Raw genomic sequence first — 23,911 nt, forward strand, 5'->3', positions numbered from 1 at the left:
ACAATGTTTCCCGGGACCCGATCGGATTACCTGCGACTGCGGGAATCCCTTTTCGGACAGGGCCACCAGAAACTGGACGGAAAAAGCTGGGCCAAAAGCGCGCCAGGGCAGTCGAAGCCGCCTATTCGGACGGAACATCCCCCAGTGGGTGGATCGAATTATGGGGGTGTGACAGTTGGTAAAGGATGATCGGTGGAATTGACGCGCTCCGGTGCGCTTTTGAGGCGTTCCGCCACCTTGTGTGGGGGCCGCCGGGGGCATGCCCGCCCGCGACCGGGCGCGGGCGGGCGGCGCGGATCGACGCCCCGGCCTGCGCGTGCGTCACGACGGCGTCCGGTCGCGGGCGGGGGAGGGGCGGGTCAGCCTTCGCGTTCCGGGTAGCCGACCGGCACGGCGGACACGTCGTCCAGGGCCGTGGTGATCTCCTCCGGCAGGGTCATCCGTTCCACCTGCAACGCGCCGAGCAGTTGACCGACCGTGCGGGCGCCGAGGATCGGCGCGGTCACCCCCGGCCGGTCCCGGATCCAGGCCAGCGCCACCTCCAGCGGGGACACCCCCAACCCGCCGGCGGCGATGCTCACCGCCTCGACGATGCTGGAGCAGCGCGGCTCCAGGTAGGTGGCGACGAACGGCTCGAAGTGCGCCGAGGCGGCCCGGGAGTCCGCCGGGCGGCCGTTGCGGTACTTGCCGGTCAGCACCCCCCGCCCCAGCGGCGACCAGGGCAGCATGCCCAGGCCCAGCGCGGCGCAGGCCGGCAGCACCTCCCGCTCCACCCCCCGCTCCAGCAGCGAATACTCCATCTGGGTGGCGACCACCGGGGCCCGCCCCGGCCAGGCGGCCTGCCAGGCGGCGGCGCGGGCGGTCTGCCAGCCGGAGAAGTTCGACACCCCGACGTACCGGACCCGGCCGGACGCGACGGCGTGGTCCAGCGCGGCGAGGGTCTCCTCCAGCGGGGTGTCCGGGTCGTAACCGTGCACCTGCCACAGGTCGACGTGGTCGGTGCCGAGCCGGCGCAGGGAGCCGTCCAGCGTCCGCAGCAGGTGCCCGCGGGAACCGTCGCGCCGTCGGCCGCTGCCCGGTCGCAGGCCCGCCTTGGTGGCGATCAGCACGTCCTCGCGGGGGACCAGGGTGCCCAGCAGGGAGCCGAGCACCGACTCGGCGTCCCCGTCGGCGAACACGTCGGCGGTGTCGACCAGGTTGCCGCCCGCGTCGAGGAAACTCTTCAACTGGGCCGCCGCGTCGTCGGCGTCGGTGTCCCGGCCCCAGGTCATGGTACCGAGCGCGAGCCGGGAAACCGCCAGCCCGCTTCGGCCGAGCGGTCGCTGTTGCATGGGTGAACCTTATTTCGAACCCGGCGCAACCGATATCCTCGCTCCCGGCATCTCTGCCTGTCGGGTCGCCGATCCGACCGTCACCACCGCCCCCGGTGGCGCGTTGTGCACCCGATGCGCCGATCCGGTCGCTGGTTGTCGAACCCCGCAGGCCGCGGTGCCGTCGACCGGGACCCACCCACCCCGCCCCCCGGCGGCAGGCCCGGTGCCCGGTGGCGAGCCGGTGGGCGGCGGGACCCATGCCATTGCGTAACCTGATGCGACCTGTGGTGCGGGATGGGGAGGATCAGTGCGACTCGGGCTCAGCCTCGGATATCAGACGGCGTGGAGTACGCCGGCAGACCACCTGGCGCTTGCCCAGGAAGCGGACCGCCTCGGCTACTCGGTGGTGTGGGCGGCGGAGGCGTACGGCTCGGACTCCCCGAGCATGCTGGCCTGGATGGCCGGCCAGACCGAGCGGATCGACGTGGGCAGCGCGGTGATGCAGATCCCCGCCCGGACCCCGGCGATGACCGCGATGACCGCGGCGACCATCGACGCGCTCTCCGGCGGCCGGTTCCGGCTCGGCCTGGGGGTCTCCGGCCCGCAGGTCTCGGAGGGCTGGCACGGCGTCCGGTTCGCCAAGCCGCTCGCCCGCACCCGCGAGTACGTCGACATCGTGAAGCTGGCGGTGGCCCGCAAGGAGGTCGCCTACGCCGGCGAGCACTACACGCTGCCGTTGCCGGACGGCCCCGGCAAGGCGCTGCGGCTGGGTTTCCACCCGCCGCGCGAGCAGATCCCGATCTACCTGGCGGCCGTCGGCCCGAAGAACCTGGAACTGGCCGGCGAGATCGCCGACGGCTGGCTGGCGGTCTTCTACGCCCCGGAGTTCGCCGAGGAGCAGCTCGCCTCGGTGCGGGCCGGCCGGGCGGCGGCGGGCAAGGAACTGGCCGGCTTCGACGTGGTGCCGTCGGTGCCGGTGGTGGTCGGTGACGACGTGGCCTCCTGCGCCGAGCTTGTCCGGTGGTACGCCGCCCTGTACGTCGGCGGCATGGGCAGCCGGCAGCAGAACTTCTACAACCAGCTCGCCACCCGGATGGGCTACGGCGACGCCGCCCGCCAGGTGCAGGACCTCTACCTGGCCCGGCAGCAGCGGGACGCGGCGGCGGCGGTGCCGATGGAGTTCATCGACCGCACCTCCCTGCTCGGCCCGAAGGAACGCATCGCCGAGCGGATGCGGGAGTACGCGGCGGCCGGGGTGACCACCCTGTCGGTCACCCTGTTCGTGGCCGACCGGGACAGCGGCGTGCAGACCCTGCGTACCGTCGCCGAGGCCCTCGACCTCTCGGGAGTCGGCGAGTGACCTGGGTCGAGGCCATCGTCCTGGGCATCGTCCAGGGGCTCACCGAGTTTCTTCCGGTGAGTTCGTCGGGGCATCTGCGGATCACCTCGGCGATCTTCTTCGACCGGGACGCGGGCGCGTCCTTCACCGCGGTCACCCAACTGGGCACCGAGGCGGCCGTGCTCATCTACTTCGCCAAGGACATCTGGCGGATCACCCGGACCTGGCTGGTCGGCATCCGGGACTCCTCGGTGCGGTCCAGCCTCGACTACCGGATGGGCTGGTACGTGATCGTCGGCTCGATCCCGATCGGGCTGTTCGGTTTCCTGTTCAAGGACCAGATCCGTACCGCCGGGCGCAACCTGTGGGTGGTCTCCACCACGTTGATCGTCTTCGCTTTCGTGCTGGCGTTCGCCGAGTACTGGGGTCGGCAGACCCGTACCCTGGCGAACTTCCGGATGCGCGACGGCATCGTGATGGGCTTCGCCCAGGCCATGGCGCTGGTCCCCGGGGTGTCCCGCTCCGGCGGCACGCTCACCGCCGGCCTGCTGCTCAACCTCACCCGGGAGGCCGCGGCACGGTACTCGTTCCTGCTGGCCATCCCGGCGGTGGTGATGTCCGGCATCTTCAGCGTCGGGGACGTCTTCGAGCCGGCCGCGCCGGGCACCTCGGTGCCGTCGGTGGCGCAGATGGTGGTCGCCACGATCATCGCCTTCGGCATCGGCTACGCGGCCATCGCCTGGCTGCTGCGGTACGTCGCCCACCACACCCTGTACGTCTTCGTGCTGTACCGGGTGGCGCTCGGCACCCTGGTGCTGGCGCTGTTGCTCACCGGCACGATCAGCGCCACCTGATCCGACGCCGCCCCACGGCCCTCGACACCACCGCCGGTGTCGGGGGTCGTCGGGGGTCGGGCTGCCCCTAGGGTGGGGGCGTGGCGACCCTTCTGCTTCTGCGACACGGCCGGACCACCGCGAACGCCGACGGTGGCCTGGCCGGCCGCCAGCCGGTCGAGCTGGACGACACGGGCCGGGCCCAGGCGACCGCGGTCGGCGAACGGCTGCGGCCGGTCCCGCTCGCGGCAGTGGTGACCAGTCCGCTGATCCGCTGCCGGCAGACCCTGGAGTTGGCGCTGCCGCAGGCCGAGCCGGTGGTCGAGGACGGGCTGATCGAGTGCGGCTACGGCGCCTGGGAGGGGCAGCCGCTGAAGAAGCTGGCCAAGGAGCCGCTCTGGCCGGTCGTCCAGCAGCACCCGAGCGCCGTGGTCTTCCCCGAGGGGGAGGCGATGGCGGCGATGGCGGCCCGGGCGGTCACGGCGGTACGTACCTGGGACGCCCGCATCACGGCCGAGCACGGCCCGGAGGCGATCTGGTTGGCGTGCAGCCACGGCGATGTGATCAAGGCCATCGTGGCGGACGCCCTCGGGGTGCATCTGGACCAGTTCCAGCGCATCGTCGCCGACCCGGCCTCGGTCACCGTGATCCGGTACACCGCGCTGCGGCCGTTCCTGATCCGGCTCAACGACACCGGCGGTGACCTGGCCGCACTGGTGCCCCCGCCGGCCAAGCGTCGGCGGCGGGCGGCCCGACCGGCCGACTCCGACGCGGCCGTCGGCGGGGGTGCGGGAACCGCCGGTTGAGCCGGGCCGCCCGCCACCGCGCTCGGGCCGCGCCGTTTCGCCCTCGGCTGATTCGGCGTCGGTGCCTTGCGCGACCGTTCCACGCTCCGGATAGGGTCGTGGGTATGACCCACCAGGTGCACGCCTTCGAGCCACCCGAGCGGTTCGTCGCCGGGACCGTCGGGGCACCCGGGGAGCGCACGTTCTTCCTCCAGGCCCGCGGTGGCGGCCGCCTGGTCAGCGTCGCGCTGGAAAAGGTGCAGGTGTCCCTGCTCGCCGAGAAGCTGGAGGAGTTGCTCTCCGAGGCGCAGCGCCGGTTCGGTGTCGAGCTGCCGGAGGCGCCCGTGGCCGTCGGCGACAACGATCCGCTGGACAACCCGGTCGACGAGGAGTTCCGCGTGGGCACCCTCGGGCTGGCCTTCGACGTGGACTCCGCCACCGTGGTGATCGAAGCGATCGCCGCCGGTGAGTCGGAGGTCGAGGTCGAGCTGGGCGACGACGACGAGGCCGACGAGGACGACGAGGACGAGGAACCGGACGAGGATCTCGACCGGCTACGGGTGCGGTTGACGCCCGAGGCCACCCGCGAGTTCATCGAACGGGCCCGCCGGGTGGTCAACGCCGGGCGTCCACCCTGCCCGCTCTGCGGGCAGCCGCTCGACCCGGCCGGGCACCTCTGCCCCCGGCACAACGGTTACCACCGGTGACCTCGTCGGAGGTGCGGCGGCAGGACGCCGACGCCGCGCTCCGGCTGCTGTGCGACGGTGAACTGGAGCTTGAGGGTCGGCTGGTCGACGCCTCCAACACCACCCTGCGGGCGATCCTGACCCTGGACGGCCGGACGGCCCGCTGCGTCTACAAGCCGGTCCGTGGCGAGCGCCCGCTCTGGGACTTCCCCGACGGCACCCTCGCCGGCCGGGAGGTCTCCGCCTACCTGGTCTCCCGGGCCACCGGCTGGGACCTGGTCCCGCCGACGGTGCTGCGGGACGGGCCGTTGGGGCCGGGGTCGTGCCAGCTCTGGATCGACGAGCCGGACGAGGCCGAGCCACTGGTCGGGTTCGTGCCGGCCGAGGCGGTGCCGCCGCGGTGGTTCCCGGTGGCCGCCGCCCGGGACGACGACGGCGCGGCGTACGCCCTGGCACACGCGGACGATCCCCGGTTGGCCCGGCTGGCCGTGCTGGACGCGGTGCTCAACAACGCCGACCGCAAGGGCGGTCACGTGCTGGTCGGCGCGGAAGATCGGATCTACGGGGTGGACCACGGGGTCTGCTTCCACGTCGAGGCGAAGCTGCGGACCGTCCTGTGGGGCTGGGCCGGTCGGCAGCTCCCGGCGGACGCGGTGCAGGTGCTCGACGCCCTCGCCGGGCAACTCGCTGGCGAACTGGGCGAGGAGTTGGCGGAGCATCTGACCCTCGGCGAGGTCGCCGAGGTGGGTGCCCGGGTGCAGCGGCTGCGGGACGCCGGCCGTTTCCCGTTGCCGCCGCAGGAGTGGCCGGCGATGCCGTGGCCACCCATGTGAGCCGTTGTCGTGTTGATCACCCGGGCGGTCGCTCCCGGCGGCGGGGCGGCTCGTTAGGCTGACGGTCATGGAGTCTTGGGCGGGACACGAGGTGCCACGGCTGCCGGGTGACGGCGGGCCACTGAGCTTGTACGACTCGGCGCGGCGCGGTGTCCACCCGAGCAACCCCGCCGGCCCGGCCACCATGTACGTCTGCGGCATCACCCCGTACGACGCCACCCACCTGGGGCACGCCGCCACCATGATCACGTTCGATCTGGTGCAGCGGATGTGGCGCGACGCCGGTCTGACCGTGCGGTATGTGCAGAACGTCACCGACATCGACGACCCGCTGCTGGAGCGCGCCGAGCGTGACGGGGAGGACTGGAAGGTCCTGGCGATGCGGGAGACCGCGCTGTTCCGCGAGGACATGGAGGCGCTGCGGATCATCCCGCCGGCGCACTACGTCGGCGCGGTCGAGTCGATCCCGGACATCGCCGACCGGGTGCAGGAACTGCTCAAGGACGGTGCCGCCTACCGACTCGACGACGGCACCGGCGACGTCTACTTCGACATCGCCACCGCCCCGGAGTTCGGCTACGAGTCGAACCTGACCCGGGAGCAGATGCTGGAGCTCTTCCCGGAGCGCGGTGGCGACCCGGAGCGGGCCGGCAAGCGCGACCCGCTCGACCCGCTGCTGTGGCGCGGCGCCCGCGACGGCGAGCCGTCCTGGCCCGGCGGTGAGCTGGGTCCCGGCCGACCCGGCTGGCACATCGAGTGCACCGTGATCGCGCTCAACCTGCTCGGTGACCGGCTGGACGTGCAGGGCGGCGGCAACGATCTGATCTTCCCGCACCACGAGTGCTCCGCCGCCCACGCCGAGCGGCTCACCGGCACGGCCCCCTTCGCCGACCACTACGTACACGCCGGCATGATCGGCCTGGACGGCGAGAAGATGTCGAAGTCCAAGGGCAACCTGGTCTTCGTCTCCCGGCTGCGTGCCGACCGGATCGATCCGATGGCCGTCCGGCTCGGCCTGATGTCCGGTCACTACCGGGCCGACCGGGCCTGGACCGACGACGTGCTGCACGCCGCCCACCAGCGGCTGGACCGGTGGCGGCGGGCCGCCGCCGCGCCGTCCGGGCCGTCCGGCGCGGCCTTCCTCGCCGGGGTACGCGAGCGCCTCGGCGCCGACCTGGACACGCCGGGCGCACTGGCCCTGGCCGACGACTGGGCGGACGCGGCGTTGGCCGGCACCGGCGACGACCCGCAGGCCCCCGCCCTCTTCGCCGGCACCGTCGACGCCCTGCTCGGCATCCGCCTCTGACGGTGATGCTGGGGGAGTGGGTCATCCGGCCGGGCTGTGAGCCAGGTCGGTGCGCTGGCGCCGGGGGCGTGACCGCTGTTCTGCCCCGCACCCCCCGACAGCGAGCACCCGCCGGCCGCCGTGGTCTGCCTGAGCGCGGCCGTCATCGGGTGTCCGCCTCCGGCGCGCTCGGCCGAGGGTGGGCTGTCGTCGGGTGCGCTCGGCCGAGCCCATGATCCAGTGCAGCCCGTGACCAGCCGGGTTCAGCCGAGGACCAGACCGGGGTCGGGGTCGGGGTCCGGCGCGGGGGCGGGGATCGGGTACTCCTCGGTGAGCGTGGTCATCGGGCCGGGCCAGGTGGCCTGGGCGACCTCGATCGGCTTGCGGTGGGCGTCGTAGGCGACGTGCAACAGGTGCAGCACCGGCGTGTCCGGGCGGATCTGGAGGGTCTCCGCCTCCTCCCGGCTGGGCTGGCGGGCGCTGATGGTGTCGGCGGCGGTGGTGTACCGCCGGCCGGTCGCCTCCTCGGCCTCCTGGTAGAGCGGTCGACCGAATGCCTCGGCCCGCTCCAGCGAGGTGCCGGCGGTGTCCCCGGGCAGGAACCAGGAGGCGCCCACCTCCACCGGGGATTCGTCGGTGCGCACCAGGTGCCGCCGGCAGAGCAGTTCGGTGCCGTCGGCGACCCCGAACGCGTCGGCCACCTCGGGCGGGGCGGGTGCCCGACCGACCGAGACGAGCTGCTGGCGGTACCGGGCGGCGAGGTCGGCGTGGTAGCCCCGGAAGCCGCCGTACCGGCCCCGGGAGAGCCGGTTGAGCCGCCGCCGGGTGCCCCGGACGTACGTACCGGAGCCGGGTTTGGTGATCAGGATGCCCTCGACCCGCAGCTGGTCGATGGCGCGCTGCACGGTCTGCTTCGCCACCCCGAACAGCTCGGCGATGGCCGGGATGGACGGCAGCCGCTCGCCCGGCCCCCAGTCACCCCGGCGCACCTGGGCCTTGAGCTGCGCGGCGATCTGCCGGTGCGGGAACTCGGCGGTTCCCGGGTTGATCTGCACGCCCGCCTCCTCCTGACAGCTAGGTTCCTAGGATGCCTTAGAGGGGGTGACCGCGCCACCCCGGACACGCGAAAGCCCCGGACGGGTCAGCATCCGGGGCGGACGGCGCAACGATCGGTCGAACAGCGCGGCCGGCACACCACGGCGCGGAGCAGCCGGGCGGCAGGCAACCGTCGGGTCCGGCGACCCGCGACGGCTGGCCGGTGTGCCGCCGGGCCGGCAGCGGTGGCTGTCGAGCCCGACGCGCGGGGCGGGAGTGGCCGCTACCAGGAACCGGCGGTGGGGCCGGCGGAGCCGCCCCGGCGGCGCAGGTACTTCTCGAACTCCTGGGCGATCTCGTCACCGGTCAACGGGGTGATGCCCGCGTCGCCGACCCGTTCCTCCAACTCGCGGACGTACTCACCCAGTTCGGCGTCCTGCTCGGCGGCGCTGCCCACCCGCTGCTCCCACTCGGCGGCCTCCTCGGCCAGGTCGGCCATCGGGACCGGCAGGTCGAGCACCTCCTCCACCCGGTGCAGCAGGGCGAGGGTGGCCTTCGGGCAGGGCGGGTTGTTGGCGTAGTGCGGCACGTGCACCCAGAACGACACCGCGTCGACCTCGGCCCGGGTGCAGGCGTCCTGGAGCACCCCGACGATGCCGGTGGGCCCGTCGTAGCGGGTCGGGGTGAGCTGGTAGCGCCGGGCGGCCTCGGCGTCGGAGGCGCTGCCGCTGATCGGCAACGGCCGGGTGTACGGCACGTCGGCCAGCAGCGCGCCGAGCAGCACCACCCGTTCCACCTCCAGGCTGTGGCAGATCTCCAGCACCTGCTCGCAGAAGGTGCGCCAACGCATGCTCGGCTCGATGCCCCGGATCAGCACCACGTCGCGTTCGGTGCCCTCGGGACTGGCGACCATGAACTTGGTGGTGGGCCACTCCACCCGGCGGGTCTCACCGTCGGACATCGTGATGGTCGGCCGGCTGACCTGGAAGTCGTAGAACTCCTCCGGGTCGATCTCGGTGATCTGCCGCGATTGCCAGACCTGCTCCAGGTGTTCCACGGCGGCGGTGGAGGCGTCCGCGGCGTCGTTCCACCCCTCGAAGGCGGCGATCGCCACCGGGGACCGCAACACCGGCAGCCCGTCGAACTCGGTCACGCCGTCACCCCGCCCCGCTCGTCGCCGACGGTGCCGGGGGTCGACCCGGTCACCCGCCCGCCGTGCATGGTGGCGTCCCTGATGTCCTTCACGTCCGCCAGCCTACGTCCCGGCGCGGCGCGTGGCCCGTCGGCCGCGCCGGTCCGCCGACCCGCCCCGCCCCGAACCGGTACGAACCGACCCGATGAGCGGATGGACACATAGTGGGACGGGGGCGGGCGTCGACAATCCTCGGAATCCTCGCACTAACCTGAACCTGTGCGGACTTCGTTGCGGGATGTGCTGGCCGACCGGATCCTCATCGCCGACGGCGCGATGGGGACGATGCTCCAGGCGGCTGACCTCAGCCTCGACGACTTCGAAGGGCTGGAGGGTTGCAACGAGATCCTCAACGTGACCCGACCCGACGTGGTCCGCGGCGTGCACGAGGAATACCTGGCGGCGGGTGCGGACTGCGTCGAGACGAACACGTTCGGTGCCAACCTCGCCAACCTCGCCGAGTACGACATCCCGGAGCGCATCCGGGAGCTGTCCGAGGCCGGCGCGCGGATCGCCCGAGAAGCCGCCGACGCGTACGCCACCGCCGAGCGGCCCCGCTTCGTGCTCGGCTCGATCGGCCCCGGCACCAAGCTGCCCACCCTCGGCCACGCCCCGTACGCGACGCTGCGGGACGCCTACCAGGAGAACGCCGCCGGGCTGATCGCCGGCGGGTCGGACGCGTTGATCATCGAGACCTGCCAGGACCTGTTGCAGGTCAAGGCCGCCGTGGTCGGGTCCAAGCGGGCGATGGCCGAGCTGGGCCAGCAGGTGCCGATCATCTGTCACGTGGCGGTGGAGACCACCGGCACGATGCTGGTCGGCAGCGAGATCGGGGCGGCGCTCGCGGCCATCGAGCCGCTGGGGGTGGACCTGATCGGGCTGAACTGCTCCACCGGCCCGGCCGAGATGGGTGAGCACCTGCGCTACCTGTCGCAGCACTCCCGGATTCCGCTGTCGGTGATGCCCAACGCCGGCCTGCCGGTGCTGACCGCCGACGGGGCGTACTTCCCGCTGAGCCCGGCGGAGCTGGCCGACGCCCTGGAACGGTTCGTCAACGAGTACGGCGTCGGGCTGATCGGCGGCTGTTGCGGCACCACCCCGGAGCACATCCGGGCGTTGGCCGAGCGGCTGCACGACGCCACCCCGGCGGCCCGCGAGCCCCGGCACGAGCCGGGTGTCTCGTCGATCTACCACCCGGTGCCGTTCGCCCAGGACGCCTCGGTGCTGATGGTGGGGGAGCGGACCAACGCCAACGGCTCCAAGGCGTTCCGGGAGTCGATGCTCGCCGCCGACTGGCAGGCCTGTGTGGAGGTGGCCCGCAGCCAGGCCCGTGACGGCTCGCACCTGCTCGACCTGTGCGTCGACTACGTCGGCCGCGACGGCACCCAGGACATGCGGGAGCTGGCCGGCCGGTTCGCCACCGCGTCCACCCTGCCGATCATGCTGGACTCCACCGAGCCACAGGTCATCGAGGCCGGGCTGGAGATGCTCGGTGGGCGTTGCGTGGTCAACTCCGTCAACTTCGAGGACGGTGACGGCCCCGACTCCCGCTACGCCCGGGTGATGCCGGTGATCGCCGAGCACGGCGCGGCCGTGGTGGCGCTGCTCATCGACGAGGAGGGGCAGGCGCGTACCCGGGAGTGGAAGGTCCGGGTCGCGGCCCGGCTGATCGACGACCTGACCAGCCGGTGGGGGATGGACCGGGGGGACATCCTCATCGACGCGCTGACCTTCCCGATCGCCACCGGGCAGGAGGAGACCCGCCGGGACGGCATCGAGACGATCGAGGCGATCCGGGAGATCGCCGCCCGCTACCCCGGGGTCAACTTCACCCTGGGCATCTCGAACGTCTCCTTCGGGCTCAACCCGGCCGCCCGGCAGGTGCTCAACTCGGTGTTCCTGCACGAGTGCGTGCAGGCGGGGCTGACCTCGGCGATCGTGCACGCCAGCAAGATCCTGCCGATGTCCAAGATCCCCGAGGCGCAGCGGGAGGTGGCCCTCGACCTGATCTACGACCGGCGGCGCGAGGGCTACGACCCGGTGCAGCGGTTCATCCAGGCGTTCGAGGGCGTCGACGCGGCCTCGGCGCGGGCCACCCGGGCCGAGGAACTGGCCGGGTTGCCGCTGGACGAGCGGCTCAAGCGGCGGATCATCGACGGCGAGCGCAACGGCCTGGAGGCCGACCTGGACACCGCGATGGCGCAGGGGCGCAGCCCGCTGTCCATCATCAACGACATCCTGCTGGACGGGATGAAGGTCGTCGGCGAGCTGTTCGGCTCCGGGCAGATGCAGTTGCCGTTCGTGCTCCAGTCCGCCGAGGTGATGAAGACGGCGGTGGCCTACCTGGAGCCGCACATGGAGGCGGTCGAGGACGGCGGCAAGGGTCGGATCGTGCTGGCCACCGTGCGCGGCGACGTGCACGACATCGGCAAGAACCTGGTCGACATCATCCTGTCCAACAACGGCTACGAGGTCGTCAACATCGGCATCAAGCAGCCGATCACCGCGATCCTCGACGCCGCCGAGGAGCACCGGGCCGACGCGATCGGGATGTCCGGGCTGCTGGTCAAGAGCACGGTCATCATGAAGGAGAACCTCGCCGAGATGGCCTCGCGCGGGGTCGCCGAGCGGTGGCCGGTGCTGCTGGGTGGGGCGGCGCTGACCCGCGCGTACGTCGAGGACGACCTGCGGGCGATGTTCCCCGGCCAGGTGCACTACGCCCGGGACGCCTTCGAGGGGCTGGCCCTGATGGACCGGGTGATGACCGCCAAGCGTGGTGGCGCCCCGGTGATCGACCCGGAGCGGGAGGCCGCGCTGGCCGCCCGCCGGGCCCGCCGGGAGAAGCAGCGCACCATGGTCACCGAGGCGCTGCCGGAGCTGCACGACGCCTCGGTCCGCTCGGACGTGGCGACCGACGTGGCCGTGCCCACCCCGCCGTTCTTCGGCACCCGGGTGGTCAAGGGGGTGCCGCTGGCCGACTACGCGGCGCTGCTGGACGAGCGGGCCACCTTCCTCGGCCAGTGGGGGTTGCGCGGCTCGCGCGGTGGCCAGGGCCCGTCGTACGAGGAGTTGGTGGAGACCGAGGGGCGGCCCCGGCTGCGCTACTGGCTCGACCGGCTCATCGCCGACCAGGTGCTGGAGGCGGCCGTGGTGTACGGCTACTTCCCGGCGTACGCCGAGGGCAACGACCTGGTGGTGCTGGACGAGAACGGCAACAGCGAGCGGGCCCGGTTCTCGTTCCCCCGGCAGCGGCAGGAGCGGCGGCTCTGCCTGGCCGACTTCTTCCGCCCGAAGAGTGACGGGCTGGACGTGGTGGCGTTGCAGTTGGTCACCGTCGGCCAGCCGATCAGCGAGTACACCGCGAAGATGTTCGCCGCCAACGAGTACCGCGACTACCTGGAGGTGCACGGGTTGTCCGTGCAGCTCACCGAGGCACTCGCCGAGTACTGGCACCGGCGCATCCGGTCCGAGCTGACCCTGCCGGGCGGTGGCACGGTCGCCACCGGCGACCCGACCGACCTGGCCGGCCTGCTGCGCAACGACTACCGGGGCTGCCGGTACGCGTTCGGCTACCCGGCCTGCCCCGATCTGGAGGACCGGGCGAAGGTCGTGGAGCTGCTCGGAGCGGAACGGATCGGGGTGCAGCTGTCGGAGGAGTTCCAGCTGGTGCCGGAGCAGGCCACCGACGCGATCGTGGTCCACCACCCGGAGGCGAACTACTTCAACGCCAAGTGACGCCGTCACCCTGCCTGAGCTGTGCGAACACCGTTCCGGCACCCTGCTAGGCCGTCGGGGGTCGTGGGGCCGTGCCCGAAGGCGGTGTCGATCGCCCGGCGGGTGCGGTCCTCGCTGGTCGGCAGGAGATGGGTGTAGACCCGCAGGGTGAAGCCGGGGTCGGCGTGGCCGAGGTACAGCGACGGCGCCTTGATGTTCTCGCCCGCGTCGAGCAGCACCGAGGCGTACGTGTGGCGTAGGACGTGCATGCCGTTCTGTCGGGTGTCCTCGACGCCGGCCGCCCGGATGGCCGGCTTCCAGACATTGGCGTTGAACGACGGTCGACTGAGCGGGTCGCCGTTGGCGGTGCTGAGGTAGACCGTGACCGTCCGGGGTTCGCCGTCGGGGGTGCCCCACGGCAGGGTCACCGGCACGGGGTCGACCTGGGCGGCGGGCTCGCGTAGCCGTGCCGCAACCGCGTCGGGTAGCGGGACCTCCCGCAACTTGCCGCCCTTGGGCGGGGCGAAGACCAGGGTTCCCCGCACGATCTTGATCTGGCGGACGACATGGAGCAGTCGCCGCGAGGTGTCGACGTCGTCCGGGCTGACGGCGAAGATCTCGCCCTGCCGGAGTCCGCAGCCGGCACCCAGGTCGACGGCGATCCGATAGCGTTCCCGCATCACCGCACGGAACGAGGCGAGGCGCTCCGTCGACCAGGGGACGACCTTGGCCGGGACGTACCGGGGAGCCCGGACCGTCTTGAGCGCGCAGGGGTTGCTGATCACCTTCCGGTCGTCGACGGCCGCGTTGAGGATCATCGACACGTCGTTGAACAGGTTCCGCCGGTACCTGGCCGCCATGCCCGAGCCCTGGAGCTGCTTGGCCCAGGCCCGGATCGTGTTCGGCTGGACGGCGGCGATGGGGCGGTCACCGAAGACCGGGTGGACGTGCAGGCGGAACTGTCGCTCCAACCGTTCGCGGGTCGACTCGTCGCAGGATGCGGCAGCGAGCCACTCGTCGGCGTACCTGCGGAACGTCACCCGACCGGCGTCCGGGTCGACGTAGGTGCCCTTGAGGATGTCGGCCTGGACCTGGGCAAGAAACGCCGAGGCGTCCCGCTTGCGCCTGTCCGGGAACGACTCCGAACGCTCCCGCCCATCCGGGCCGATGTAGCGCACCCGGTAGCGCATCCCCTTGCCGTGGGTGGCCTTGGGCACCTGGACGTTGCGGTCGTCAACGACGACCGTCTTGTACCAGCGATCCTCGATGTGAGCCATGGGTCGACGGCGAACGGGATGGCAGGTGGGGTGGGGTCATGCCAGTTCAGCGACGCGCACAGGCCTGTCAAACTGCGCCTGGAGTGCAGTAATCTCGCGCCATGACTTCCGGACCACCCTAGTGACGGCGCACACCGTCACTAGTCGTCTTTGCTCACCGGGAGTCTTTTCATGTCCGCCGAACGTGTGGGCACGTCTTACCGTGCCCTCTTGTCCTTGCCACATGCACTGCGGCTGTTCCTGCCCGCCACCGCAGGCCGCCTCGCCTACGGCATCCTGCCGCTGGGGATGTTCTTCTCCATAGCCGACGCGAGTGGGTCCCTCGGCACCTCGGGACTCACCGCCGCAGCCCTCAACCTCACCGTCGTACTTTTCGGCCCGTCGCGGGGCAGGCTCGTCGACCGGCTCGGACGCCGGATCCTTCCCGTCATGGCCATCGGGTACGCGCTGAGCACCGCCCTGCTCCTGGTGGCCGCTCACGCTAGGGCACCGCTGCCGGCGCTGCTGGTGCTGGGGGCGTTGACTGGCGCCTGCCCGCCGCCGCTGGGGCCGGCGATGCGCACCGCCTGGGCCGACCTCACGCCGGAGGGCCCGCTTCGGATGCGCGCATTCAGTCTCGACGCCGTCGTTGAGGAACTGCTGTTCACCGCGGGCCCGTTGCTGACCGGGTTGGCGATCGCCGTCGCCGACCCACAGCTGGCGGTTGTCCTCGGGCTTGCCTTGATGATCGGCGGCGGAACGGTGTTCGGATTCGGCCCGGCGACCCGTCCCGCCACCGTGCCCATGACCGGCGGTGCAGTCGAGGCGGCCGATGCGCGTGAGGGGGTGCTGCGAACGCAGGGCTTCGCCCCGATGCTGATCACCCTGGCCGGTGTCTTCTGCGCCCTCGGGCTCATCCACATCGCCGTTCCGGTGACCGCCGCGCACGCTGGCAACCCCGCAGCCGCGGGCTGGCTGGTGGCCGGGCTATCAGCCGGCAGCGCCGCAGGCGGGCTGCTGTTCGGCCGCCGGACCTGGGCAACTCCGTTCGCCCTCCTCCTGCCGCGGCTCACGCTGCTGCTTGCCGGTCTGGTCGCCGCGTTGACCCTGGCCGGATCCGTCGAGGTGCTAGCGCTCGGGCTCGTGGTGACCGGAGTGCTCGTCTCTCCCAGCTTGATCATGGCTTACGCCCTGGCGGACGCGCTGGCCCCGCAATCAGCCAGGACGCAGGCCTCGACTTGGGTGAACACTGCGGGCAACGCTGGCGTCACCGCGGGCACAGCGTTGGCCGGGGTGCTCGCCGACCGGGTGCCCAGCTGGCTGCTCTACCTGCTAGCCGCGGTGGTGCTGCTAGCGACCGCAGCAGGCCCCGGGCGGCTGCTCGCCCGCCTTCAGCGGGTCGTCGAGCAGCCATCCACCGCCGCGGCGCTGAGATGACAACCACATAGGCGAGGCGAACGGGCTCACGGATCGCTGTGTGGGCCCGCTCGCCGGGCCGTCAAAGCTAACCGCGTAGCCGAAGCTCAGCGGAGGGCATCCCTAGGTTCCGCTTCAACGATCTGACGCTGAGGTTGGGTGACCAACTGGGTGACGACGGCCGCGAGCAAAGCCGGACGTCCATGGACTCTGGTGGACCGTTCGGGCAGCTCAGCCCTGCTACTCGCACAGCTCAGCGCAGGGTGATCGTTCTTTCACACCAAAGCAGTCACTCGACGAACGTGCCATCCGGATCCATGACCTGGTCTCGCACCAGCGGTTCGAACGCCGACCAGGTCCCGTCATCCACGGCCACCGACATGCGGATACGCCTATCGCCGTCATCAAGGGCGTAGCTGACCACGCTGTACCGCTTGCCGTCCTCGCCGACGACCTGGCGTACATCCTTGTCATCGAGCATCGTGCGCCACTCGTCATAGTCGATGCCTTGCCATTCAACCAGGCGCGCATCGGCAAGTCCTGCCGCTATCTCCTTGTCCAGCCCCACGCGCTCAGCCTCTCACCCGGATGACGGTGGCCTCGATCGCATGCCCGATCCGTGCCCGATGCAGAGGTCAACACTGGCCAAGGCCGGCTTGCCCCGCGCCGCAACCTGGACGCCCCGTGTTCACTAACTAGACGATGCGGTTACTCAGGGTGTAGATCAATCCCGATTCCCAAGCTGACAGTCCGAGCAACCCGGGCCCTGTCGTTGCCAGGCCGTCGCCAGGCCGTGAGACGTCGACCAACGGTGCCTAACGGTGACGGTCGATGCCTGATGTTCGCGCAGCTCAGCAGGGGATGGGCGTCTTTGTCCAATTAGCCTGGCATCCGGTGACAGCTCAACGCCAAGTGACGCCCTGACCCGGACCGGTGGGGCTGGCCCGACCACGGGCCGGCCCCACCGCAGGTCACTCGGGGATGACGAACTGGGCGGTGCTGGTGGCGTCGTAGTTGACGCCGTTCTTCTCGGCGTGGTGGGTGCAGCGGACCGTGACGGTGCGGGACTGGACGGGGACCCCGGTGACCGGGACGGTCGGAGACCAGAAGGTCACGTCGACGAGCGCCCCGTTGTTCTCGGAGTCGTAGTCGTTGGTGACGTAGGCGAGCACGGTGGCGGAGCACCGGACGTTGATGTAGTTGGCGTCCACCCGGTCGTTGCTCCAGGTGGCGAGCCGGGAGTAGCCGCGGACCTTGATTCCGCCGACGCGTAGCGGCCAGTTCCCCTCGTGGCCGACGCTCTCCAGTTGGATGACGCCCTGCAGGTTGTACGCAGGTCCCGGCGGAGACGTGGGCGTGGGCGGGACGGGGTCGCCACCGCTGCCGCCGCCGTCGCAATTCAGGGAACACTCCGGTTCCGAGGCGTACGCCGGTATGGCCAGCGCGCCGGCGCCTGCAATGCAGGCCAGCAGGGTGATTGCGACCGTTGCAACGCGTTTGAGCACGTCATCTCCTGTCAGCGGGCCCCGAGGAAATTGACCGGGGTGGGTGATTCGGTGGGTAGGTTATCCCTGTCATTTTCGGAAACGCAATGGATACCGGTCGGTACGGTCGATCCGGCATTGGTCCGCTCGTCGAATCAGGGGCACGGTCGGGTGTTATTCCTGTTCACAGGCTTTAGAGCCCCCATTCGCTGGAGAAAAACGACCGGAGTCCAGCCATATCGGCAGATGCTGGCCGGGCGTGCGGTGTGCGGTGGGATCAGGCGTGTGGTGAACTGGTGGTAATTGTCTGAGGCGGAGGGTTATGCGGGAAGCCAGACTGTTTTATCCATGCCGCCCGGCCGGCCAGTTGCCGCCTGACCCCATTAATTGACCGGCTTCCGTGTAATTGCCACCGAAAGGGGTGTGGTGTGGGGCGGAAGTCGCGATATCGGCGACACCGGTCGGTCGCGAAGCGTGTCCCCCGCCCACGCCCGCGGTGGCGGTGGCGCTACGTGGTCTGGTCGTAGGTCCGGCGCGCGGCCTCGATGGCGCTCAGGTGCTGGTCGGCCCAGTCGAGCAACACGTCGACCGGGTTGCGGAGCGTCTTGCCCAGCGGGGTGATGCGGTACTCGACGGCGACCGGCCGGGAGGAGAGGACGTGCCGCGCGACGATGCCGTTGCGTTCGAGGCGGCGCAGGGTGGCGCTCAGCGACTTCTGGGACACGGCGGGGATGGCGTGGCGCAGCTCGTTGAACCGGGACGGTCGTTCGCAGAGCTGGTGGAGCACCTCCAGCGACCACTTGTCGAGGACCTGGTCCAGGAGTTCGCGGTGCGGCGGGGTGATCTGGAGGCGTTCCGCCGGGAGGGGGTCGGTAGCTGGCATGACACGTAGTCTCGTTGAAGTTTCCTCGGCGCACCAGGTATCCATGAGCTACTCAGAGACGCGAGCTGCTCCAGGAAACGTGAGCTGCTCCACGAGGAAGGAAAGTTCGATGGGGGTCCAGTTTCTCTCTCCGCAGGGCATGATGCAGCCCGTTCCCTACCACCACGTCGCCGTCGCGTCGGGGTCGCGCCACGTCCACGTGGCCGGTCAGATCAGCCGGGACGGGGCCGGCCGGCCGGTCGCCACCGGCGATCTGCGGGGCCAGGTCGCCCAAGCGCTGCGCAGCACGGGGCACGGTCTGGGCGGTGCCGGAGCGAGCTTCGCAGACGTCGTCCGCCTGACGTTCTATGTGACGAACTGGTCGCCGGAGCGGATCGGCGACTTCATGGCCGGGGTGGAGGACGTCGCGGGGGAACTCGGCCTGCCGCAGCCGCTGCCCCCGTCGTCGCTCATCGGCGTCGACCACCTCTTCGAGCCCGACGTTCTCGTCGAGGTCGAGGCGACGGCGATCGTGGACTGACTGTCCCGGTCCGGGGGAGACGGGTCGCTCACCACGTCGGCGATCCAGCGGTATCCCACGCTCCGATACCGCTGGATCGCCGACATTGGGTCGATCATGTGGGGCGGCCCAGGGTGGTGGGTCGGGGCGGGGGAGGATCATGCGGGCAGCGAGGGCGGGCCGGACCCGCCCGACGGAGGGGGAGACGCGATGACGGACGACCGCTCACCCGGGCCGTACGGTGCCGACAGCCACGATCTGATCCGGGTGCAGGGCGCGCGGGTGAACAACCTGCGCGACGTCGACGTGGAGATCCCGAAGCGCCGGCTGACCGTGTTCACCGGGGTCTCCGGCTCGGGCAAGAGCTCGCTGGTGTTCGGCACGATCGCCGCCGAGTCGCAGCGGTTGATCAACGAGACCTACAGCGCCTTCGTGCAGGGTTTCCTGCCGACGTTGGCCCGTCCCGAGGTGGACGTGCTCGACGGGCTGACCACGGCGATCATCGTGGACCAGGAGCGGATGGGGGCGAACGCCCGCTCCACCGTGGGCACCGCCACCGACGCCACCGCGATGCTGCGCATCCTGTTCAGCCGGTTGGGGCAGCCGCACATCGGCCCGCCCAACGCGTACTCGTTCAATGTTCCCTCGGTGCGGGCCAGCGGCGCGATCACCGTCGAGCGGGGTGCCGGGCGGACGAAGACCGAGAAGGCGACCTTCACCCGGCTCGGCGGGATGTGCCCGCGCTGCGAGGGCATGGGCGCGGTCACCGACATCGACCTGTCGGCGCTCTACGACGACGGCAAGTCGCTCAACGAGGGCGCGCTGACCATCCCCGGTTACAGCATGGAGGGCTGGTACGGCCGGATCTTCCGGGGTTGCGGTTACTTCGATCCGGACAAGCCGATCCGCCGGTACACGAAGACCGAACTGCACGACCTGCTGCACCGGGAGCCCACCAAGATCAAGGTCGACGGCATCAACCTGACGTACGCCGGGCTGATCCCGCAGATCCAGAAGTCGTACCTGGCCAAGGACGTCGACACCCTGCAACCGCACATCCGGGCGTTCGTGGAGCGGGCGGTGACCTTCACGACCTGCCCCGACTGCGCCGGCACCCGCCTCGGCCCGGAGGCCCGGTCGTCGAAGATCGGCGGGAAGAACATCGCCGACGTCTGCGCGATGCAGCTCAGCGACCTCGCCGACTGGCTGCGGGGCGTCGCCGACCCCTCGGTGGCCCCTCTGCTCACCGGGCTGCAACGGCTCCTCGACTCGTTCGAGGAGATCGGCCTCGGCTACCTGTCGCTGGACCGCCCGGCGGGCACCCTGTCCGGTGGGGAGGCGCAGCGGACCAAGATGATCCGCCACCTGGGGTCCTCGCTGACCGACGTCACCTACGTCTTCGACGAGCCCACCGTCGGGCTGCACCCGCATGACATCCAACGGATGAACAACCTGCTGCTGCGGCTGCGGGACAAGGGCAACACGGTGCTGGTCGTGGAGCACAAGCCGGAGGCGATCGCGATCGCCGACCACGTGGTCGACCTGGGCCCGGGTGCCGGCTCGGCCGGCGGCGAGGTGGTCTTCACCGGCACCGTCGCCGGGCTGCGCGACAGCGGCACCCTGACCGGACGGCACCTGGACGACCGGGCCGCCGTGAAGCCGGCGGTGCGCACCCCGTCGGGCGTGCTCCCGGTACGCGGCGCGGACACCCACAACCTGCGCGACGTCGACGTCGACATCCCGTTGGGCGTGCTGGTGGTGGTCACCGGGGTGGCCGGGTCGGGCAAGAGTTCCCTGGTCCACGGCTCGGTGTCGGGGCGCGACGGGGTGGTCGCGATCGACCAGGGGGCGATCCGGGGTTCGCGGCGGAGTAACCCGGCGACGTACACCGGGCTGCTCGACCCGGTCCGTAAGGCGTTCGCGAAGGCCAACGGGGTGAAACCCGCCCTGTTCAGCGCCAACTCCGAGGGGGCCTGCCCCGGCTGCAACGGCGCCGGTGTCATCTACACCGACCTGGCGATGATGGCGGGGGTCGCCACCGTCTGCGAGGAGTGCGAGGGCCGCCGGTTCCAGGCCGCCGTGCTGGAGTACCGCCTTGGCGGTCGGGACATCAGCGAGGTGCTCGCGATGTCGGTGACCGAGGCGGCGGAGTTCCTCGGTACGGGCGAGGCGCGTACCCCGGCGGCGAGCGCCGTCCTCGGCCGGCTCGTCGACGTCGGGCTCGGTTACCTGCGCCTCGGCCAGCCGCTCACCACGCTCTCCGGCGGTGAGCGGCAGCGACTCAAGCTGGCCACCCGGATGGCCGACAACGGCGGTGTGTACGTCCTCGACGAGCCGACCACCGGCCTGCACCTGGCCGACGTGGCGCAGTTGCTCGGCCTGCTCGACCGGCTGGTCGACGCCGGCACCTCGGTCATCGTCGTGGAGCACCACCAAGCGGTGATGGCGCACGCCGACTGGATCATCGACCTCGGTCCCGGCGCGGGCCACGACGGCGGGCGGGTCGTCTTCGAGGGCACCCCCGCCGACCTGGTCGCCGCCCGCTCCACGCTCACCGGCGAACACCTCGCGGCCTACGTCGGCCGCTGACGCCACCCTGTGCCCGCCGGACCCGCACGGGCCGGGCCGGCTGGCCGGGGTGCGGACCGGTCGGTGCCGGGGGCGGCGGGGAGCTGCCGCCTCCGGCACCGGGACGGCATCGACGCACCGGGTCGAGGCCGCGTCGCGGATACGCGAGCTACCTGCCCTGCGTGAGAAAGCCCTCCAGGGCGAGGGTGGCCGCGCCGAGGCTGACGGGGTTGCCGGGGACGGTGGAGCGGACGATCTCGGTGGCGGCGAGCGGGCGGCGCAGCGCGTGCTGGGCGACGACGGTGCGGACCTCGTCGCGCAGCCGGTCGCCGAGTCGGTCGGCGACCCAGCTGCTGAGCACGACGACCTCCGGGTTGAGCAGGTTGACCAGGTCGGCGACGGCGACGCCGAGGTAGCGGGCGGTCTCGGCGACCACCTTGGCGGCGGTGGGGTCGTCGGCGGCGAGCCCGGCGGCGAGGGCGTCGAGGGTGGCGGTCTGGTCCTCGGGGTGCAGCAGCGGACTGGTCGGGGCCAGGTCGCGCAGGGTCTGCATGATCCCGGGCGCCCCGACGTACGCCTCGACGCAGTCCCGGCTGCCACACCGGCAGAGCCGTCCGTCGAGGACCAGGGTGGTGTGACCCCACTCGCCGGCGCTGTTGCTGCGGCCCCGGTAGAGGACGCCGCCGAAGGCGAGCCCGGCGCCGACGCCGGTGCCCAGGTTGATCACGGTGACGTCGTCGTGGCTCCGGGCGGCCCCGGCCCACAGCTCGGCGAGGACGGCCGCGCGCAGCGGGTTGTCCAGGTGCAGCGGCAGCGGCAGGCGGTCGGCGAGCAGGTCCCGCAGCGGTACGTCGTGCCAGTCCCAGTTCGGCGCGAAGACCGACACGCCGCCCTCCCGGTCGACCTGCCCGGGCACGCTGACCCCGACGCCGAGCACCCGGGCGTCGGTGCCGGCCAGGACGACGTCGACGCCGCTGACGATGTGCCGCACCACCTGGTGGGGGCGCCGCTCCAGCGGATGCAGCGTCTCCTCGGCCCCGGCCAGCCGGGTCAGCGTGGTGTCGAAGAGGTCGACGTGCACGTACGTCTCGGCGACGTCGACGCCGACCAGCAGCCCGCCGTGCGGGTCGGCGGTGACCAGGCCACGGGGCCGGCCGCCGCCGGAGTCCTCCCGGCCGGCCTCGACGAGCAGCCCGAGGGCGGTGAGTTCGCCGACCAGGGTGGCGACGGTGCCGAGGCTGAGCCCGGTGTCGGCGGCGAGGCGTTGCCGGCTGGTGGTGCCGGCGGCGACGACCTGTTGGACGACGGTGAGGCGGTTGGCGGAGCGGATGTCGCGGGAGGTCCGTGCCATGGCTTATCGCAACACTTACGAAAAACGTTGGCAATAGTGCAGGATGACGACTGTCGATTTATATGGAAGAGGTGTGTCGATGGGACGTCTCCGGTACGCCGCTCTGGCGGCGGTGCTCTGCGTGCTCGGTGGCCTGCTGGTCGCCGCACCCGCGCGGGCCAACGCCGCCGGGCCGGTCCCGCACTACCTGATGACCGCGTTCACCAACAGCAGCGAATCCAACATGTACGTCTACGACTCGGCCGACGCCACCCGGTTCACCCTCCAGCGGGCCAACGCGTACACCCCGCCGTCCGGGCTGGTCCGCGACCCCAGCGTCATCCGGCACACCGACGGCTACTACTACCTCGTCTACACCACCGGCTGGACCGGCAACACCATCGGCATCGCCCGCAGCGCCGACTACCTGAGCTGGACGTTCCAGCGCAACGTCACCGTCGGTGTCGCCCCGGCCAACGGCAGCACCTGGGCTCCCGAGTGGTTCGTCGACAGCGACGGCAGCGTGCACATCGTCGTGTCCGTCTCGCAGACCGGCACGGCCGGGCAGTTCCAGCCGTACCGGATCACCGCGACGAACACCGCGCTGTCGGCGTGGAGCGCCCCGGCGGCGCTCAGCGGCATCGGCACCAACCACATCGACAGCTTCATCGTCAAGGTGGGCGGCACCTACCACAACTTCATGAAGAACGAGACCACCAAGTACATCGAGCACGCCACCGCCACCGCGCTGACCGGCCCGTGGAGCTGGGTCGGCACCGGCAACTGGGCCGGTTGGGGCTCCGGCCTCGAAGGCCCCGCCCTGGTCCGGCTGCCCGACAACCGCTGGCGCATCTACTTCGACCAGTACGGCGCCGGCCGCTACTACTCCGCCGACAGCAGCGACCTGTTCGGCTTCACCGCCAAGACCGAGCTGGCCGGCCTGTCCGGCACCGTGCGGCACTTCACGGTGCTGCGGGAGAGCGTCGGGGACAGCTCCGCCCCACCCACCGGCAACCGCTCGCTGCGCTCGGCGAACTTCCCCGACCGCTACGTGCGCCACCGCGACAACCTCGCCCGCATCGACGTACTCAACAGTGGCAGCACGCTCGCCGACCGGCAGGACGCCACCTTCCAGATCGTCGCGGGGCTCGCCAACTCCTCCTGCTACTCGTTCCGCGCGGTCAACGGCTCCTACCTGCGGCACTGGGACTTCACGATGCGGCTCGCCGGCAACGACGGCAGCGCCGTCTTCGCCGGGGACGCCACCTTCTGCAGCCGCAGCGGGCTGGCCGGAGGGGGCAGCTACTCGTTCGAGTCGTGGAACCATCCGGGCCGCTACCTGCGGCACTACGACTACGTGCTGCGGGTCGACCCGTACGCCGCCGGCAGCACCTTCGCCGGGGACGCCTCGTTCACCCTCACCGCGCCGCTGGCCTGAGCCCCGGCCCGGGTACGGCCGG

19 protein-coding genes are annotated in these 23,911 nt (G+C 71.3%); 11 read left to right on the forward strand and 8 right to left on the reverse strand.

From position 1 onward, the window contains the following. Nucleotides 1–359: 359 nt before the first annotated feature. Nucleotides 360–1,331 (reverse strand): aldo/keto reductase, encoded by a 972-nt coding sequence (locus GA0070216_RS04595; protein WP_091239412.1) that lies wholly within the window; start codon nt 1,329–1,331, stop codon nt 360–362. A gap of 289 nt (nt 1,332–1,620) precedes the next feature. Between GA0070216_RS04595 and GA0070216_RS04600 the strand changes: the two genes are divergently transcribed. The 6 genes from GA0070216_RS04600 to mshC all read left to right on the forward strand — a co-directional run bounded on the left by GA0070216_RS04600 (nt 1,621) and on the right by mshC (nt 7,095). After that, nucleotides 1,621–2,673 (forward strand): LLM class F420-dependent oxidoreductase, encoded by a 1,053-nt coding sequence (locus tag GA0070216_RS04600; RefSeq protein WP_091239414.1) that lies wholly within the window; start codon nt 1,621–1,623, stop codon nt 2,671–2,673. Then, nucleotides 2,670–3,506: an undecaprenyl-diphosphate phosphatase gene (locus GA0070216_RS04605; RefSeq protein WP_091239418.1), complete on the forward strand. Its 837-nt coding sequence runs from the start codon at nt 2,670–2,672 to the stop codon at nt 3,504–3,506. The genes GA0070216_RS04600 and GA0070216_RS04605 overlap by 4 nt, the downstream gene beginning before the upstream one ends. A gap of 80 nt (nt 3,507–3,586) precedes the next feature. Continuing rightward, the gene (locus GA0070216_RS04610; protein WP_091239421.1) at nt 3,587–4,291 is read left to right on the forward strand and encodes an MSMEG_4193 family putative phosphomutase; all 705 of its coding nucleotides are present in this window, start codon (nt 3,587–3,589) and stop codon (nt 4,289–4,291) included. 104 nt (nt 4,292–4,395) lie between these two features. Further along, the gene (locus GA0070216_RS04615; RefSeq protein WP_091239424.1) at nt 4,396–4,977 is read left to right on the forward strand and encodes a DUF3090 domain-containing protein; all 582 of its coding nucleotides are present in this window, start codon (nt 4,396–4,398) and stop codon (nt 4,975–4,977) included. Next, nucleotides 4,974–5,789: an SCO1664 family protein gene (locus GA0070216_RS04620; protein ID WP_091239427.1), complete on the forward strand. Its 816-nt coding sequence runs from the start codon at nt 4,974–4,976 to the stop codon at nt 5,787–5,789. The genes GA0070216_RS04615 and GA0070216_RS04620 overlap by 4 nt, the downstream gene beginning before the upstream one ends. Before the next feature lie 67 nt (nt 5,790–5,856). Then, nucleotides 5,857–7,095: a cysteine--1-D-myo-inosityl 2-amino-2-deoxy-alpha-D-glucopyranoside ligase gene (mshC, locus tag GA0070216_RS04625; protein ID WP_091239431.1), complete on the forward strand. Its 1,239-nt coding sequence runs from the start codon at nt 5,857–5,859 to the stop codon at nt 7,093–7,095. Between the two features lie 242 nt (nt 7,096–7,337). On the opposite strand, the gene GA0070216_RS04630 is transcribed toward mshC, so the two are convergent. Both GA0070216_RS04630 and GA0070216_RS04635 read right to left on the reverse strand, forming a co-directional pair. Beyond that, nucleotides 7,338–8,129, reverse strand: coding sequence for a GntR family transcriptional regulator (locus GA0070216_RS04630; protein WP_091239434.1), 792 nt, complete (start codon nt 8,127–8,129; stop codon nt 7,338–7,340). A gap of 263 nt (nt 8,130–8,392) precedes the next feature. Next, nucleotides 8,393–9,262, reverse strand: a complete 870-nt coding sequence (locus GA0070216_RS04635; RefSeq protein WP_091239437.1) for a PAC2 family protein — start codon at nt 9,260–9,262, stop codon at nt 8,393–8,395. A gap of 270 nt (nt 9,263–9,532) precedes the next feature. Here GA0070216_RS04635 and metH point away from each other — a divergent pair, with 270 nt between their 5' ends. Then, on the forward strand, nt 9,533–13,036 hold the full coding sequence (metH, locus tag GA0070216_RS04640; RefSeq protein WP_091240819.1) for a methionine synthase: 3,504 nt from the start codon (nt 9,533–9,535) through the stop codon (nt 13,034–13,036). Between the two features lie 5 nt (nt 13,037–13,041). Here the strand turns inward: metH and GA0070216_RS04645 are convergent, their stop codons facing one another. Beyond that, the gene (locus GA0070216_RS04645) at nt 13,042–14,292 is read right to left on the reverse strand and encodes a tyrosine-type recombinase/integrase (protein ID WP_091239440.1); all 1,251 of its coding nucleotides are present in this window, start codon (nt 14,290–14,292) and stop codon (nt 13,042–13,044) included. Nucleotides 14,293–14,463: 171 nt separating this feature from the next. Here GA0070216_RS04645 and GA0070216_RS04650 point away from each other — a divergent pair, with 171 nt between their 5' ends. Continuing rightward, on the forward strand, nt 14,464–15,708 hold the full coding sequence (locus GA0070216_RS04650; RefSeq protein WP_091239443.1) for an MFS transporter: 1,245 nt from the start codon (nt 14,464–14,466) through the stop codon (nt 15,706–15,708). Nucleotides 15,709–15,976: 268 nt separating this feature from the next. Here GA0070216_RS04650 and GA0070216_RS04655 read toward each other — a convergent pair whose 3' ends face one another. From GA0070216_RS04655 to GA0070216_RS04665, 3 genes are all read right to left on the reverse strand, one after another. Then, nucleotides 15,977–16,255, reverse strand: a complete 279-nt coding sequence (locus GA0070216_RS04655; protein WP_091239446.1) for a hypothetical protein — start codon at nt 16,253–16,255, stop codon at nt 15,977–15,979. A 403-nt stretch (nt 16,256–16,658) separates the two neighbouring features. Continuing rightward, the gene (locus tag GA0070216_RS04660; protein WP_176738834.1) at nt 16,659–17,192 is read right to left on the reverse strand and encodes a hypothetical protein; all 534 of its coding nucleotides are present in this window, start codon (nt 17,190–17,192) and stop codon (nt 16,659–16,661) included. 487 nt (nt 17,193–17,679) lie between these two features. Further along, entirely contained in the window at nt 17,680–18,054 is a 375-nt protein-coding gene (locus GA0070216_RS04665) for a winged helix-turn-helix transcriptional regulator (RefSeq protein WP_091239448.1), read from the reverse strand. A 109-nt stretch (nt 18,055–18,163) separates the two neighbouring features. Between GA0070216_RS04665 and GA0070216_RS04670 the strand changes: the two genes are divergently transcribed. Further along, nucleotides 18,164–18,574, forward strand: coding sequence for a RidA family protein (locus GA0070216_RS04670; RefSeq protein WP_091239452.1), 411 nt, complete (start codon nt 18,164–18,166; stop codon nt 18,572–18,574). A gap of 189 nt (nt 18,575–18,763) precedes the next feature. Next, entirely contained in the window at nt 18,764–21,142 is a 2,379-nt protein-coding gene (locus GA0070216_RS04675) for an ATP-binding cassette domain-containing protein (RefSeq protein ID WP_091239456.1), read from the forward strand. A gap of 148 nt (nt 21,143–21,290) precedes the next feature. Here the strand turns inward: GA0070216_RS04675 and GA0070216_RS04680 are convergent, their stop codons facing one another. After that, nucleotides 21,291–22,472 carry an ROK family protein gene (locus GA0070216_RS04680; RefSeq protein WP_091239459.1) on the reverse strand — a complete coding sequence of 394 codons (1,182 nt, stop codon included), beginning with the start codon at nt 22,470–22,472 and terminating at the stop codon, nt 21,291–21,293. Between the two features lie 79 nt (nt 22,473–22,551). Here GA0070216_RS04680 and GA0070216_RS04685 point away from each other — a divergent pair, with 79 nt between their 5' ends. Further along, nucleotides 22,552–23,889, forward strand: coding sequence for a glycoside hydrolase family 43 protein (locus tag GA0070216_RS04685; RefSeq protein ID WP_091240826.1), 1,338 nt, complete (start codon nt 22,552–22,554; stop codon nt 23,887–23,889). Nucleotides 23,890–23,911 lie beyond the last annotated feature (22 nt).

It is taken from the genome of Micromonospora matsumotoense, from assembly GCF_900091525.1.
GTDB classification, from domain to species: Bacteria; Actinomycetota; Actinomycetes; order Mycobacteriales; family Micromonosporaceae; genus Micromonospora; species Micromonospora matsumotoensis.